Consider the following 13,519-nt stretch of genomic DNA (forward strand, 5'->3'; position numbering starts at 1 on the left):
GGTTCCGGGGGCAACCGGATATATGGCCATGGGTGGCTGGTGGGGGTGCAAACCTTGCGGGCGGACCTTGTGGTGTTTATGAAAAATATAGTGGTGGTGTGATGCACCTGGAAAAATAGAGTAAAAGACGGGCGCCTGCGTTACCGCTGATTCGAGTGTTGTTGAGTATAACTGGATTATTTTCGGAGGCACGGGTATGGAAAAGAGTAAATTACTTGCTGAATTTTTTATTTTTGAGGATTTTTCCGGGGAACTTCTGCGAGAACTCACCGACCAGGTTGAAATAATGGAGTTTAAGGCGGGGCAGGATGTTTTTGTCGAAGGGCAGGAGGCTGTGCGGCTCTACGGCTTGATGAAAGGGACGGTGGAACTGGTTGTTGCCGTCAGGGATAAGGTTCTGAAAACCGATATCAGGTTTGAGGATTATTCCAGGCGCAAAACCGAAAGCGCCGACAGGAATATTGTCGTCACGACAATTGGCTCCCATGAGATTTTTGGCTGGTCATCACTCTCTCCTGCAGGTCGCTACACCTCAAGGGCGGTTTGCGTTGAACCTGTGACCGTTGTAGCGATTGCAACCGACAAGCTGCGCGAGTATTTTACCAGGCGGCCAGAGGCGGGATATCCCTTTATGGAAAAAATTCTCGGGATAGCGTCCAGACGGTTTACCGAGACAAGGGATAAGCTGGCAGAAGGCTGGATTGAGGCGTTCAGGGTGGACAGGGTCTGATTGCTCCTGCTTCTTTTTATCTATTTCCAGCAGCTGTAGAAAAAGTAGTATGACGGGGACGGCCGGCTGTCTTTTATGGAGGCTTCTGTCTGCCAGAAAACAAGAACGGGCAAGACCCGGCGAGAAAAACAATTCACCCGATCTTGACAGCAGGAAAAAACTTGCTTAATGTGAAAATAAATTCACATAGGGACCGCAACAATTGACGACGGAAAAATTACCCACTGAAGTCAGGAAAGAGCAGATTGTCGAAGCCGCGCTGGCGATTCTGGGCGACCAGGAGATAAAAAAGCTGAAAATGACCGATGTCGCCCGCCATATGGGACTGGCACCGTCGGCGCTGTATAGGCATTTCAGAAACAGGGACGCCATGCTGAGCGCCGTGCTCGAACATATTCGCGCCAGACTCTACAGCAATCTGGAACAGGTGAGACAGCAGACCGACAATTGTGTTGACCGGCTAAAAGAGATGCTCTTTCGCCACGGCCGGTTGATCAGTCGGCAGCAGGGGATTCCTCGGATCGTTTTTTCCGATGAACTCTGGGGCCAGAAACGGGAGAGACGGCAGCGGATGTACCGCATAATTACCGGCTACCTTGCGGAAATAGAGGATATTGTCAGAGAAGGTCAGGAGCGGGGGCAAATCAGAACAGATATTGATGCGCATGTTGTTGCCGGAATGTTTCTGGGCATTGTTCAGCCTGCTGCGCTGCTTTACCATATGGGGGAGGGCCGGTTTGATGTCGACGGCCATATTGGCGGCTGCTGGGTGGTGTTGCGCGAGATGATAGTAATGAAATAATTTTTTTTACCCGTTATGTGAAAATATATTCACATTGGTAGTCGGCAACAGCGGGAGGTGTCGCCGGTTTTATCCTGAAGCAGGGCCGGTCGTCTCTTTAGCCTGTGTGCCTTGATGCTGCACCACAAAAGCCGGGAAGCAACAACGCCCGTTTTGATCCTGTCCCGGGGGATAGCGAGGACGAAAACGGAGCGTTTTATCGCAAACAGCGAAGGGGGGATTATGAGAACGTTTACTCTTGCAGAAAATATTGCTGCACTGGTGCTGGTTGGCTTCGTTTTTCTGGCGATGCCGAAAAAGAGTTTTGGTCATTGCGACACCCTGGATGGTCCGGTAATCGCTGATGCCAGAGTCGGATTACAGTCGGGCAATATCGATCCGGTCCTCAAATGGGTCCGGTATAAGGATGAAAAGGAGATACGCGCAGCCTTTGCCCATGCGCTCGAAGTGAGAAAAGGGGGAAAGGCCGCGTTAGAGCTTGCCGACAAATATTTTTTTGAAACCCTGGTCCGCGTTCACCGTGCAGGTGAGGGGGCAGCATATACGGGGCTGAAACCGGCCGATGACGTTGACCCGGTAATTGTTCTGGCGGATGAGGCGCTTGCGGACGGTTCGGTCGATAAAATGGCTCGGCAACTCACAGCAGCGGTGGAGGGTGCGATCAGGGAGAAGTTCCAACTGGCTCTTGCCGCCAGGGAACGTGCCGATGAAAGTGTCGTGGCGGGCCGAAAGTACGTTGCCCACTACGTCGATTTTACCCATTTTGCAGAAAGTCTGCACGGGTTGCTCAGGCACAGCTCGGACGGTCATGACAGCGAAGGTGCAAATCATTGAAAAAACATGTCGTTATGTGAGGTGCCGTGAACGGTAACAGTTTTTTTCGCCGCAAAACAGTTGTTTTCATACCGCTTGTTGCAGCCGTGCTGGTGGTCGCTTTACTGGTCGTTTCCAGGAGCGGACCACCTCGGAAAGAGGTCGGGGAAACTGTTCAGGCGGTGCGGGTCATAACCGTTGCCAAAACCGGGTTTGTGCCAAGAACCTCGGGGTACGGTATTGTCGAACCTGGCAGGGTGTGGAGGGCGGTTGCCGAGGTTCGCGGACCGGTGAAAATGATTCATCCCGAGTTGAAGGCTGGTGCAATGCTCTTTAGCGGCGACGTGTTATTGACCATAGAACCGGCTCAATACGAGTATGCGGTGGCCGCAGCCGTTGCCGCTCTATCGGAGGTTGAAGCCGGCCTTGACGAACTGTCGGTTCAAAAAGAAAACACACGCCTTTCCCTGAATATAGAGCAACGTTCGCTGGAGCTTGCCGAGCAGTCGCTTAAAAGAAAGAAGAACGCCCTAGACAAGAATACCTTGACCCCTTATGAGGTGGACCTTGAAGAACGCAATGTCCTGCAACAGAGGCAGCGGGTGCAGGATCTGAAGAATACCCTGAGGCTGATCCCGTCCAGGCAAAAAAACCTTGAGGCTAAAAAAGCCTCGCAAAAGGCAAAGCTGGAGCAGGCCGAGCTGGAGCTGGCCAAAACCGTTATCAGAGCCCCGTTCGATTGCCGTATAGGTTCTGTGGCGATCGAGCCTTTTCAGGTTCTCGGGGTGGGACAGATGCTTTTTGAGGCGCACGGCACCGACGTGGCGGAGATAGAGGTTCAGGTGGCACCAGAGCGGCTTCGCCACCTTATCGGCATGCAGGATGAGAGTGGTAGTCAGACTCTGGGATACCCGGCAGCGATGGACAGGCTCTCCCGGCTGGCGGCGGCGGTGCGTATAACGAGCGGCGACTGGCAGGCCCAGTGGCGGGCACGGGTGGATCGGTTGCGGGAAACGATCGATCCAGCCACCCGTGATTTTCGGCTGGTCGTCGCGGTGGATGAGCCGTACCGCAAGGTTATTCCCGGTAAACGTCCGCCTCTGACCCGGGGCCAGTTCTGCGAAGTTGAACTGCAGGGAGCAGCCAGGCCCGACAGTATCGTCATCCCCAGGAGTGCGCTGCACGGCGACCGGGTTTTTGTCGTCGATGGTGACAGCCGGCTGCAACCGGTTTCGGTTCAGCCGCTTGTCGTCCTGTCCGATCTGGCGGTAATCGCATCGGGACTTGGTGGCGGTGAGACCCTTGTCGTCTCCGATCCCGCTCCGGCTGTTACCGGAATGAGGCTGGTACCTGTTGTCGACGAGCAGCTGCAGCAGCGCATCGTGGCCCAGGCGGAAAATACCTGGAGAGACCCGTGATCGCCAAATTTGTCGGACACCCGACCGCCGCCAATCTGCTCATGCTTATTTTCCTGGTCATGGGGCTTTTCAGCCTGCCGCAGATACAGCGTGAGACTTTTCCCGATTATTCTCCGGATGAGGTGTTGATAACTATTGTCTATCCGGGTGCTGCGGCAGAGGAGGTCGAGGAGGTTGTCTGTCGGCGCGTGGAAGACGCTCTTGACAGCCTGACCTTTGTCAAGGAGATTCGTTCCGAGGCCAGGGAAGGTTTGGCCCTGACTACGGTTGAAATGGCGGAAGGCGGGGATCTCCAGGTTTTTATGGATGAAATTGATCAGCTGGTTAAAGGTGTCGACGATTTTCCGGTCGAGGTTGAAACTCCGGTTGTAACCGAGGTCGGCAAAACCGACCCGGTGGTTTCCGTCATCGTTTCCGGGCCGATGAGTATTACCGATCTCAAAACGTATTGCGAGGAACTCAAGGACCGCATGCAGGAAGAGGGTATTTCCCTGATCGATATCGAAGGTTTCTCCGCTCGCCGGTTCCGGGTCGAGGTGTCGGAAAGCGGATTGCAAAAGCTTGGTATGAGCGTAGTTGAGCTTGCCCGGGTTATCGGTGCCCAGAACATCGATCTGCCGGCGGGCAGTATAGAAACAGGGCAGCACGATATCCTCCTGCGCTTTGCCAACCACCACCAGTCTGTCTTAGGCCTGGAGCAGCTGGTCATCAAAACGGGCAGCGGGGCGGGAGAGGTTTTGCTGGGTGATGTGGCGAAAATCCACGATACCTTCGAGCTTGCCGAAGAAAAAAACATGGTGAACGGCAGGCGCAGCGCCATGCTCAATGTCATGAAAACCGGGGATCAGGACACCATCCGCATTGCCGACCGGGTGAAAACTTTTATCGCAGCTGAGCACCAGCGTCATCCCCAGGTTGAGCTCTCCATCACCCAGGACAACTCGGTCATCCTGGCTGATCGGCTGCGGATGCTTCTGGTCAACGGCTGGGAGGGGCTGCTGCTCGTTTTCCTGGTCCTGTGGCTTTTTTTCAACCTGCGCGTCTCTTTCTGGGTGGTCGCCGGCCTGCCGGTCTCTTTTCTGGGCGCTTTTTTTTTCCTGCCCTATTTAGGGCTCACAATCAATATGATGACAATGGTCGGGCTGCTGCTGGCCCTGGGGTTGTTGATGGATGATGCCATCGTCATCGCAGAAAATATCGCAGTTCACCGCCAGCGCGGCAAAAATGCGCTGACCGCCGCAGTCGACGGTACCCGGGAGGTGGCAGCCGGCGTTGCCTCGTCATTTATCACCACTCTCTGTGTGCTGGGGCCTCTGGCTTTTATCGAGGGACAGATCGGCAAGGTGCTCAAGGTCGTTCCCATGATCTTGATCCTGGTGCTGGCGGTGAGCCTTGTCGAGGCGTTCTGCATCCTGCCGGCGCATCTGTCGCACTCCATGGATCGGTACCGACAAAAGAGCAGGAAAGGGCTGAGACAACGATTCGATTCCTCTATTGATTGGATGCGCGAGCAGCTTGTCGGCCGCACCGTCGATTTCGTTGCTGCCTGGCGGTATCTCTTTGTCGGTTGCGTGGCGGCACTCTTTGTTGTTTCTGTCGGCCTGGTCGCCTCCGGAAAAATAAAGGTGATAGGTTTTCCTGAGATTGAAGGAGATGTGGTGGTCGCACGGCTGCTCATGGGTCAGGGAACCCCGCTTGAAAAAACCGAAGCGACGGTAAATCGTATCCTGCAAGGCCTTGCTGCGATGAACGATCGGTTTAAAAAGATCCAGCCAAAAGACCAGGATCTGGTGGTAACCGCGGCTGTCCAGTTTAATAAAAACGATGAGGCGTTTGAAAAGGGGCCCCATGTGGCCACAGTAACCGTAGACCTTCTGGCTGCGGAAAAAAGGGTGGGGCGGATTGACGATTATCTGGCTGTCTGGCGTAAGGAGACCGGTCCCTTGCCCGATGTCGTCAGCCTGACAATGAGTGAGCCGGGGTTTGGCCCAGCCGGCAGGCCCATTGAAATCCGTTTGCGCGGCGATGACCTCGACCTTATGAAAAAGGCTGCACACCAGATGCAGCAATGGTTTGCCGGATTTGACGGCGTACTCAATCTTGATGATGACCTGCGGCCGGGAAAACCGGAAGTAAAGCTTCGTCTCAAAGAGGGAGCGACGGCTTTGGGAGTGGACGCGGCGACGCTTGCGGGACAGCTGCGGGCCGGATTCTATGGGATAACGGCCGATGAAATCCAGGTTGGCGATGCAAGCTACGAGGTTACCGTTCGTTTTGCAAATCAGGACAGAAGCAGCCTGGACGACCTGGAAAATTATCACGTAGTGGTGCCCGGTGGAGACAGGATTGCCCTTGCCAATCTTGCCGACTGGGAGATAGATCGCGGCCGGGCAAGAATAGCCAGGTTCAACAATATGCGGGCCGTGACCCTCAGGGGCGATATCGATACCCGGATAACCAATGCCAAGGAGTTGCTGGCGCTATTTGAACAAGATTTCCTGTCCTCGTTTCCAGACCGCTATCCGGGTATTGGGGTAACCATTGGCGGAGAGACGGAGGAATCGAAAAAGACCCAGTTCTCCATGGTACGGGCTCTTGGAGTGGGGCTGATCGGCATTTTTATTCTGTTGAGCTTCCAGTTCCGCAGTTATATGGAGCCGCTTGTTGTCATGATCGCCATCCCATTGTCGTTTATCGGTGTTGTCTGGGGACATTTCCTTATGGGGGTGGTCATCAGCATGCCGAGCCTGCTTGGGTTCAGCGCCCTGGCAGGTATTGTCGTCAACGACTCGCTCCTGCTTGTGCTGTTTCTGAAAAACGGCAGAAGTGCGGATATTTCACTTGTTGTTGCTGCGGGACAGGCAAGCAGGAGCCGTTTTCGGGCTGTGCTCTTGACTTCCGCCACAACCATTGCCGGTTTGCTGCCGCTGCTGTTTGAGAAAAGCCTCCAGGCGCAGATCCTTATCCCGCTGGTGGTGAGCGTGGTCTTTGGCCTGGTCGCCTCGACCCTGCTTGTCCTGCTGGTCATCCCCTGTCTTTATCTGATATTGAGCGATTTCGGCCTGCATGAAAAAAAATCTGCCGATGAATCTTTTCGGCTGTCGGGCAATGGCGTGGAGTAAGATTGAAATACAGCAGGACTCGGTAAGCAGATCAAAAAAACGGGATGATAGAGTTGTCAAAAAAATAATATGAGCTTACATAAGTCATATAAGCCCGCTGCAAGAGGTCTTGCACATACAACCTCTTTTTGCGGAACCGGTGTGAAAAAATGGGGAAATTTTGGAACTTTTTAAAAGGTGAAGTGGTTGTTGAGCCACGTCTGCAGGCGAATTAAACGGGGTGTGATGACCGCAAACAAGGTGTTGTATGGACAAGGACAAGAAAAAATGTTGCGAGAAATATAAAAAGAAGAACAGGTGCTGTAAGACCTGTCCCAAGTATGAATCATGCGACACTGGCAAAAATGGTGGTAAAACTCCTGGTCGATAGTTACGACTGCCCTGTCGGTGTAACCCCCTGATGGCCAAAAGGTCCGATTCTTTGGATCAGGATTTTCGTAATCGTTCTGCGCCCACCCTGCGGCCGTTTATGGCTCGGATCACGTAGGCTGAAGAACCGAGAAGTTTAGGGTTCCAGGGGCACCTGAATTCGATCCTTTCGCCGACAGAGAGTTTTTTGAGCTCTCTGAATGGTAACTCGAAGCCGACCCCCCATGTCGAGATATCGAGAAGATTGACCTCCACCACCGACCTGTCGTACCGGGTTAACAGGACTTTGCCGAACTGCTGCTCGCGAATAGTTTCCCGCCTGTTCAGTGTGCAGCTGACGACTGTTGAGCATTTATGGCATTTGATCGACCGGTTTTTCAGGTGGGGAGAAACACCCACCAGTCTTCTGGTATGGCATTCCGGACATACAAAATTCATCCGGCCGTCGACAACCCGGTATGTTCTTTTTTTAGCCATTGGTTATGTCCCTTTATCTCAATGTGTAAAACCGCCTCTGTTTTTCAGGGCTCCTCCTGCTGTCCCGGCCCCTTGATACCCTGTGGCTCGACAGGTAGTCTTTACGCCTGGCCTTCTGGCGCGGCCGCTTGTATATCACCCGGTAAATTGACTGGTCCTGCTACTGATAATACCAACCCGCTGCAACAAACTTCAACGGCTAATCACGCCAGCTGTAATTATGTGTTAAAAATGAGATCAGCCCTTGATCTGCTTGATGAGACGTCCTGGCTGTCTGGCAATGCAGCTTGCAATTTCCTGGTTAAGCACCCGCCTGAACCTGTGGCCGAGGCAGAGCCCGAAGAAGATCATGACATCGCTGCAATAAGGCCTGGTTGATATCTGCAGGCGGGAAAAACCTATTGCTGGTCGATTTCAAGGAGTTGTTTTCCTCTTTCGTAATATCCGCTCATTTCACCTTCGGGGACCATGCTTCCGCCGGTTCCCCATACCAGGTGGGTGGCCCTGGCGGCGATCTCCTCGCGGTGTTGCGGGCTATTGGTGGAGAGCAGGGGGTGGCTTTGGGCCATTCGTACGATCCCGACCATGCCGGCAAGGGCCGACGGCTCCATCCTTATGTTCTCGGTGTCTGCCAGGAGGGCGAGCATCCGGTACATGGTGGTGTCATTAACGGTGAATAGTCCGTCGACCAGTCGTCCCATGATCTTGCCGACAAATCCGGAAGGTCTGCCGACCGCAAGCCCGTCCGCATCGGTGACGTTGTCAAGGCCGAAGTCGGTCACCGCCACCCGCTCGTGTAATTTGGTGTAGAGACCGAGAAACATGCAGGGGGCGTGGGTCGGTTCGGCAAAATAGCAGTATACGTTGTGGCCGAAAACATGCTTGAGTCCGAAGGTGATGCCTCCCGGGCCTCCGCCTACCCCGCATGGGAGATAGACAAAGAGCGGGTTGTTGTGATCGACCGCTATCTCCTGTTCGGCCAGCTGGTTTTTCAGGCGCAGGGCGGCAACGCTGTATCCGAGGAAGAGATCTTTTGAGTTCTCGTCGTCAATAAAATGGCAACGGGGGGCATTGGCACAGTTTTTTCGCCCCGCGGCAACGGCTGCCGAGTAGCTGCCTTTGTGCTCGACCACTGTCACTTTTTTCTGGCGCAGAAGATTTTTCTTCCAGGCACGGGCATCGTGGGACATGTGGACGGTTACCCGAAAGCCAAGAGCGGCCCCGATGATGCCGATGGAAAGGCCAAGGTTGCCGGTGGAGCCGACCGCGATGGAATAACGGTTGAGAACCGCTTTTGCCTCTGGCTCGCACAATTTTGCATAATCGTCTTCAAGGCTGAGGAACCCCTTGGCAAGGGCTATTTCCTCCGCCAGCTTAAGGACCTCGTAGATGCCTCCGCGGGCTTTTATGGACCCTGAAACCGGCAGCTGATGATCGCATTTGAGCAGAGCCGTTCCCGGCAGCTCCATGGCAAAGTGATCTGTCATTGCCTGCTGCATGGTGGCGATTCTGCGAACACCGGACTCGATGATCCCCCCTGCTGCTGCGGTCTCGGGAAAAGCCTTTGCCAGAAACGGCCTGAAGCGATGCCATCTTTTCTCCGCTTCAACCATATCCTCAAGGCTCGGGGCAGAATCGGGCAGGCTGGTGGTTTCTGCCGACGCTTCGGGGTTGTGCCAGGTCAGTTCACGGTAGTTGACAAGATCCTTGACAAGGGGGTGGGTTCTGCACCATTGATCGACTGATTTTTCTGTTTTTTCACGCAACTCTCCCCTCCAGTGTTTTTTTTGATTTTATGTTATCTGTTGTAGAACCTTATCTCACCGTTGATTTTCACAGGGTACCTGGAGTATAACAGGTCCTGTCAGGTGCGTATACACGATAATAGGAAAGACGGTGGGAGTCCGTCACAAGCCAGTCCTTGCTGTATTCGAAAGCTGCAGAAACTGGAGGCTTACAACGCTCCATCACCCCGATTGCCGGTTTACGGTTGCGGGGGTCGTCACTGGAAATTTCCGGGAAGGCGGTTGCTGCAGAATAATTCGTGAGTCAGAAAGCCTGCCTGAACAGGTGGATGTGATCATATCCGCCTTCAGAGTCAACCACTGGAGTTCTCTGTTTCTTGGCTTCTGGCCCTGGTGTTGTTGCGCCGGGGTGTGGATAGGTCGGATATGGGAGAACCCTGGCGGGGTCCGTGCAATTTTCTCTGTCCGGCAATGAAAATGACTATCCGGGTCGGGAACAGTTTCGTTCCGGCCTCTCATTGTTAATTGCGTGGTGCGCGTTTATGGCTTTTGCCGGACATGCGGTTTCGGCTCAGCAGACTGGAGATAGCGATGGAAATGGAAAAAAACAGACAACTTGGACAGATTATAACCCAACTGGTCAGAAAAGAAGACCTGTCCCGCGAGCAGGCCTATGAAGCGTTTCGGATGGTTCTTGCCAACGAGGTCAATGATATGCAGCAGGGAGCATTTCTTGCCGCGCTGACCACCAAGGGAGAGACCGCCGACGAGGTCGCCGGGGGCTGGAGTGCGGTCTACGATCTCGATACCAACAAGGTGGACCTCGACGGTATGGAGGTAGTCGACAACTGCGGGACCGGCATGGACAGTTTCAAGACCTTCAATATCAGTACCGCCGCCTCGCTTGTCGCGGCCGCCGGCGGGGTTAAGGTGGCAAGACACGGAGCCAGGGCGATTACTTCTGCCTGCGGGACCGTTGACATGGCGGAACTTCTCGGGGTTGATGTCGAATGTCCTGTGGAGACGGTCGCCGGCAGTATAAAAGAAGCCGGAGTCGGCCTGTTCAACGGCATGAGTCCGCTGGTCCATCCGATGGCGCTGGGGCGCATTCTTTCCCAGATATGTTTCGGCTCGCCGCTGAATATCGCGGCTTCCCTTGCCCATCCGGCGCTGCCGCGTATCGCGGTAAGAGGTGTCTATGCACCCTCTCTTGTAAAGCCTGTTGCTGAAGTGATGCAGGCCATAGGCTACAGCGATGCCATTGTTATCTACGGCGGCATCAACGACAGTGACAGGGGGATGGACGAGGGATCGGTATGCGGCAGGAGCCTTGGGCTGCATCTTCATGACGGCAGGTTCGAGGAGATAACGTTTGTACCAGAAGAGGTTGGGCTTGGCACCTGGAACCCTGAGGAGCTTGCCGCCGATGTTGACAAGGACGATGCCGCCCTGAAAATGTACCGGCTGCTTGCCGGCAGGGGAGAGGGGGCGCGAAATGATGCGGTTATCCTCAACAGCGCCCTGATTTTCCACGTCAGAAAAGTGGCAGCAACTCTTGACGAGGGCGTGCGGATGGCCCGGGAAATCCTGCTTTCAGGAAAAGCTCTTGACGCGTTAAGGCGATGGGTGGAGAAGCAGAATGACAACCCTGCAAAAGGTCTCGAAAAACTGGACGCTCTGGCGCAAAAGGCTTAAGGAGCGAAAATGATAGAGCTGATTGTTGTAAAAGCCGGAGACGACTATTTCCGGTTTACCCAGGACGGGTTTACGCGTTGCAGCATGAACAAGGCGTCTGTCTATCCGCTTGACCATCTTGACCAGGCAATAAAAGGACAGGCAGAACTGAAGAAGGCGGGACTGGATGGAAAACTTATGAAACTTGTTATAACCGAAGAGCCTTTTGAAATCGCAGAAGAAGGGGAGTGAACTCAATGAAACTGGTACTCAACCGGTCGGAGTCCATGGGGCTGTTGCATGACGACTCCCGCCCTGTTACCGGGCCGGGACGGGCGGTGCTGAAGGTTGTCTGCTGTGCGGTTTGCCGGACCGATGCGAAAATGTGGCGTCAGGGACACCGGGACCTCAAGCTTCCCAGGGTTCTGGGGCATGAGGTGGCGGCCGTTGATGAGGCGACCGGTGCCCTCTATACGGTATGGCCCGGCGAATCCTGCGGAAATTGCCAGTATTGCAGGGCGGGAAGGGAAAATCTCTGCGATGAGATGAAGATCACCGGTTTTCACACAGACGGCGGTTTTGCAACCTATCTCAGTGTTGCAAAAAGCAGCCTGATTGAGGTCAAAGAGAGGATGGAGCCGCGTTATGTGACCTTCTGCGAACCGGTAGGATGTGTCATCAACGGGTTGTCGCTGGTCTCTGCACATCAGGGCGGAAAGGTCGTCGTCTACGGCGGCGGAGTGCTGGGGGTTCTTGCTGCACTGGTGCTGCGGGAGAAGGGATACCGGGTGGTGGTGATCGAGAGGAGTCAGGAAAAGATCGGCAGGATAAAGGTTGTCTGCGACACCAACGGAATATCCGTTGTCAAAGACAGCGTGGAGGCCGATTTCGATCTGGCCATCAATTGCTGCGACAGTCATATCGCCTTCAGCCTCTGTATCACCAAGTTGAAAAAATCGGGCAAGCTGATCTTTTTCAGCGGATTGAAGAAAAACGAAGAGCTCGACACCAATCTGCTGAACCTCATTCATTACAAGGAGCTGGAGATATACGGGGCCTATGGCCCGAGAAGAGAGCATATGGTTGAGGCCCTTGCGTTCTGTAGTAGACAGCAGGATAACCTTGCAATGCTTGTTGAGGAGGTGATCCGGGTTGAGGAGGTTGAAAGGGTTCTCCCCCACGTACTCTCCGGCAACAGCCTGAAATATATCGTCGATCTCAAGAAAGCGCCTTCAGCCGAAGCGGACAGCTGGGTGCAGCCGGAGGACAAGACGTTTGAACCCAGGGTAAAAAACGATCTGCCCGGCTTTCTCGGTGAGATCGCGGCCAAGATAGAACCCCTCTCCGACGAGATGCGCCACAGCGCCAGGAAAAAGGTCGATCTTAAGACCAAACCGCTGGGAGCCCTTGGCACCATAGAGGAGCTTGCGGTCCAGCTGAGCACCATTCAGCAAACTCTCGACCCGGCAGTGCCGTGCCGGCGGATGTTTGTTTTTGCAGGCGATCACGGCATTGTCGAGGAAGGAGTCTCCGCATTTCCCGCCAAGGTTACCGTGCAGATGGTGGATAATTTTCTCGACGGCGGGGCGGCTATCAACAGTTTCTGCCGCCAGTACGGAATCGAGCTTTCGGTGGTTGATATGGGGGTAAACGGCGACTTTGCCGCCCATCCCCTGCTGATTGATAAAAAAGTCGCCTACGGCACCGAAAATTTTGCCCTGGGCGACGCCATGACAAGGAAGCAGGCTCTTTGCGCCATCGAAAACGGGGCGAGGGTGTTTCTTGAGAAAAACCAGCAGTCGCCCTGTCAACTTGTTGGTATGGGAGAGATGGGGATCGGCAATACCACCAGCGCGTCGGCAATCATCTGCGCCGCGACTAGGCTTACCCCGGAACAGGTTGTGGGTCGGGGAACCGGGGTGGACGACCGTGGACTGGAAAGAAAGCGCGAGGTGATCGAAAAGGCGCTGGATCTGCACCGGCCCTCGGGGGATAACGGGCTGGAGCTGCTCTGTAAAATGGGTGGATACGAACTGGCGGGAATCTGCGGGGCGACCCTTGCCGCCGCTGCCAGCGGATGCTGCGTGGTGCTGGACGGCGTCATATCGACGGCGGCAGGGCTTGTCGCCTGCCTGATCTGTCCCGCCGTCGGCCCCTACCTGATTGCCGGCCACAAGTCCATCGAGATCGGACAGCGGGCGGCTCTTGAGCTGATGGGGCTTGAGCCGGTTGTTGATCTGGGGTTCCGGCTTGGCGAGGGAACCGGCGCCGCAGTGACAATGAACCTTGTCGACCTTGCCTGCAGGATGATGCGGGAGATGGCTTCTTTTGAGGAGGCTGGGGTGTCAACCGGAAATGACCATGGCTGA

At 54.6% G+C, this 13,519-nt stretch carries 10 protein-coding genes and 1 riboswitch; of the genes, 8 read left to right on the forward strand and 2 right to left on the reverse strand.

Going from position 1 to position 13,519, the window contains the following annotated elements; all coding sequences use genetic code 11:
* Positions 1 to 196: 196 nt before the first annotated feature.
* The 5 genes from BLQ17_RS00295 to BLQ17_RS00315 all read left to right on the forward strand — a co-directional run bounded on the left by BLQ17_RS00295 (position 197) and on the right by BLQ17_RS00315 (position 6,885).
* The gene (locus BLQ17_RS00295) at positions 197 to 730 is read left to right on the forward strand and encodes a Crp/Fnr family transcriptional regulator (RefSeq protein ID WP_092218618.1); all 534 of its coding nucleotides are present in this window, start codon (positions 197 to 199) and stop codon (positions 728 to 730) included.
* A gap of 202 nt (positions 731 to 932) precedes the next feature.
* Positions 933 to 1,532: a TetR/AcrR family transcriptional regulator gene (locus tag BLQ17_RS00300; RefSeq protein ID WP_092218620.1), complete on the forward strand. Its 600-nt coding sequence runs from the start codon at positions 933 to 935 to the stop codon at positions 1,530 to 1,532.
* A 222-nt stretch (positions 1,533 to 1,754) separates the two neighbouring features.
* Positions 1,755 to 2,366 carry a DUF6448 family protein gene (locus tag BLQ17_RS00305; protein WP_176761014.1) on the forward strand — a complete coding sequence of 204 codons (612 nt, stop codon included), beginning with the start codon at positions 1,755 to 1,757 and terminating at the stop codon, positions 2,364 to 2,366.
* 26 nt (positions 2,367 to 2,392) lie between these two features.
* Positions 2,393 to 3,763 carry an efflux RND transporter periplasmic adaptor subunit gene (locus BLQ17_RS00310; RefSeq protein WP_092218622.1) on the forward strand — a complete coding sequence of 457 codons (1,371 nt, stop codon included), beginning with the start codon at positions 2,393 to 2,395 and terminating at the stop codon, positions 3,761 to 3,763.
* A complete protein-coding gene (locus BLQ17_RS00315) occupies positions 3,760 to 6,885 on the forward strand; it encodes an efflux RND transporter permease subunit (RefSeq protein ID WP_092218624.1) in 3,126 nt (1,041 codons plus the stop codon). The genes BLQ17_RS00310 and BLQ17_RS00315 overlap by 4 nt, the downstream gene beginning before the upstream one ends.
* A gap of 426 nt (positions 6,886 to 7,311) precedes the next feature.
* Here BLQ17_RS00315 and BLQ17_RS00320 read toward each other — a convergent pair whose 3' ends face one another.
* The gene (locus BLQ17_RS00320; RefSeq protein WP_092218626.1) at positions 7,312 to 7,731 is read right to left on the reverse strand and encodes a hypothetical protein; all 420 of its coding nucleotides are present in this window, start codon (positions 7,729 to 7,731) and stop codon (positions 7,312 to 7,314) included.
* A gap of 398 nt (positions 7,732 to 8,129) precedes the next feature.
* On the reverse strand, positions 8,130 to 9,497 hold the full coding sequence (locus tag BLQ17_RS00325) for a D-serine ammonia-lyase (protein WP_092218627.1): 1,368 nt from the start codon (positions 9,495 to 9,497) through the stop codon (positions 8,130 to 8,132).
* An 83-nt stretch (positions 9,498 to 9,580) separates the two neighbouring features.
* Positions 9,581 to 9,811: riboswitch (cobalamin riboswitch) on the forward strand.
* A gap of 262 nt (positions 9,812 to 10,073) precedes the next feature.
* On the opposite strand from BLQ17_RS00325, the gene trpD reads away from it, so the two are divergent.
* Genes trpD through cobT form a run of 3 tightly spaced genes read left to right on the forward strand, consistent with a single transcriptional unit; the run spans position 10,074 to position 13,519 of the window.
* On the forward strand, positions 10,074 to 11,171 hold the full coding sequence (trpD, locus tag BLQ17_RS00330) for an anthranilate phosphoribosyltransferase (RefSeq protein WP_092218915.1): 1,098 nt from the start codon (positions 10,074 to 10,076) through the stop codon (positions 11,169 to 11,171).
* A gap of 9 nt (positions 11,172 to 11,180) precedes the next feature.
* Positions 11,181 to 11,402 carry a hypothetical protein gene (locus BLQ17_RS00335; protein ID WP_092218628.1) on the forward strand — a complete coding sequence of 74 codons (222 nt, stop codon included), beginning with the start codon at positions 11,181 to 11,183 and terminating at the stop codon, positions 11,400 to 11,402.
* Positions 11,403 to 11,407: 5 nt separating this feature from the next.
* Positions 11,408 to 13,519: a nicotinate-nucleotide--dimethylbenzimidazole phosphoribosyltransferase gene (gene cobT / locus BLQ17_RS00340; protein WP_092218629.1), complete on the forward strand. Its 2,112-nt coding sequence runs from the start codon at positions 11,408 to 11,410 to the stop codon at positions 13,517 to 13,519.

The sequence above is a fragment of the Desulforhopalus singaporensis genome, from assembly GCF_900104445.1.
Classification (GTDB): Bacteria; Desulfobacterota; Desulfobulbia; order Desulfobulbales; family Desulfocapsaceae; genus Desulforhopalus_A; species Desulforhopalus_A singaporensis.

Coding starts and splice junctions, on each gene's coding strand:
- BLQ17_RS00295 (WP_092218618.1), top strand. CDS start 197: ATGGAAAAGAGTAAATTACTTGCTGAATTTTTTATTTTTGAGGATTTT.
- BLQ17_RS00335 (WP_092218628.1), top strand. CDS start 11,181: ATGATAGAGCTGATTGTTGTAAAAGCCGGAGACGACTATTTCCGGTTT.
- BLQ17_RS00305 (WP_176761014.1), top strand. CDS start 1,755: ATGAGAACGTTTACTCTTGCAGAAAATATTGCTGCACTGGTGCTGGTT.
- BLQ17_RS00320 (WP_092218626.1), bottom strand. CDS start 7,731: ATGGCTAAAAAAAGAACATACCGGGTTGTCGACGGCCGGATGAATTTT.
- trpD (WP_092218915.1), top strand. CDS start 10,074: ATGGAAAAAAACAGACAACTTGGACAGATTATAACCCAACTGGTCAGA.
- cobT (WP_092218629.1), top strand. CDS start 11,408: ATGAAACTGGTACTCAACCGGTCGGAGTCCATGGGGCTGTTGCATGAC.